General features: G+C 35.1%; 2 protein-coding genes. Both read right to left on the reverse strand.

Going from position 1 to position 1,651, the window contains the following annotated elements:
- Nucleotides 1–339 precede the first annotated feature (339 nt).
- A complete protein-coding gene (locus tag L1275_RS16490) occupies nucleotides 340–879 on the reverse strand; it encodes a hypothetical protein (RefSeq protein ID WP_253476110.1) in 540 nt (179 codons plus the stop codon).
- The coding region (locus L1275_RS16495) for an RHS repeat-associated core domain-containing protein (protein WP_253476107.1) at nucleotides 836–1,651 on the reverse strand (816 nt) is incomplete at its 5' end. The genes L1275_RS16495 and L1275_RS16490, both read right to left, overlap by 44 nt.

Genomic DNA, 1,651 nt, shown 5'->3' on the forward strand with positions numbered 1-1,651 from the left:
CTCTAAAGCCGCACAGTAATTATAACCGGTAACAACTAATTCATAAAGCAGACAGGGTGCCGGCTCACCCGGTGTTGATGTACCATATTTAACACCCCCCGCTGCCGCACGAATCCTTTCGTGTGGCAATACAACATACTAATAGTTCCCTCTTAAAACTCAAGTTATATACAAAAACCCGGATGCTAATTTGGCTTAGTCAAAACACTTACTCCTGTTTTATATCTTTAATAAACACGCTTTATGCGAGCAAAAAACCTCAACATGATGGAGTGTTCTTGTGTGCAATATAAACCACGCGAGCCGACTCGCGCGGTAGCGGGGATTTTTTGGTTGTCATTAAGATGTTCCTGATAATTTATGTAAAACTCTAATTTTATTTTCTATAATATCAGTAATTTCCTTTAGCTCTTTGGGTATTTCTTTCGTATTGTTTGAATACCAAAATCCTTTCCTTACATCATCTAAATATAAACTGTATTGCCAATTATCTTTCACGACTAAAGTATCTTTATATGCGGAACTTTCAGAAATTTTCAATAAAGAACTTTTTAACATTTCAATTTCTTTTGAATTTAGCATAATGGTCTTAACCTTATATTTTTTATCTATATCAAATTTTCCGTATTCAAAATTGAGTACCTGACCAATACAATAACTCAATTTGCCTTTTTTAGATATGAAAAATATATGAGCTCGACTTCCTCCAGGAATCGACATCATTAAACATAATTCTTTATCAATCACTATTTTCTCTTTTTTCAAATTAGTAGACGTAACGCAAGATTGCATTGTTATAAACGCAACTACGATATTTATAATTATTACCATTTTTTTAGTAAGCACCTCTTTGTTTATTTTTTGTTTTACCCTGTTCATTTCTTAAGTCATTTTCAGTAATATCTTTACTTGTGTTGTGTTTTAGCCCTACAGTTGCTAATTCTTCTTTAGGTACAGTTTGCGTAACTGTATTTCCATTTGCATCTTGGTAAGTATGAGTTCCCATATCATTATAATCAATTGCTTCTCCACGCATAGACCTCTCTCCGTGAATAATCTCGTGTCCCAAACCTATTTGATTAGGTCGTTTCTTTCCTGATACATTTCCTGTTTTAGGGTCAACCGTCAAAATATCTGGATTAGATGTAGGGTCAAAACTAACATTTACATAAGACCCCACACCACTTATAGCATTGGAAGAGTTTACATCTGATTCAGAATTTCCCGAACCTGGTGCTCCGACAGTTATAGTCATAGTGTTAGACGAGTTTACTACTCTACTAATTAATTCCGTACCTTTAGTTTTACTTCCTGTTCTTTGCTTGCTAATGATTACTTGTCCTGTTAATTTATCATAGCTTAATTTATCATTAGTAAGTTTTCCAAGATTTCTCATTATCTGTCTTCTTTCAGAGCCTTTCAATGATGTAGGTATGACAATATCTCTACCGTCCGGGTCTATGTATCGTATAGGATTATTAGCAACATAAACATAGGGTGACATTCCTGGGAACTTCTCCGCTAAGGGGTCTACGCTCAAAAACACACTGGTACCCGGATCGTAATAACGCGCGCCGTAGTAGTAATATCCTGTGGACTCATCGAGTTCTTTCGCATTGAATTTATACACATTTTCAAAGATGTTGTTGGT

It is taken from the genome of Flavobacterium sp. HSC-61S13, assembly GCF_024171535.1.
In the GTDB taxonomy this organism is placed as follows: Bacteria; Bacteroidota; Bacteroidia; order Flavobacteriales; family Flavobacteriaceae; genus Flavobacterium.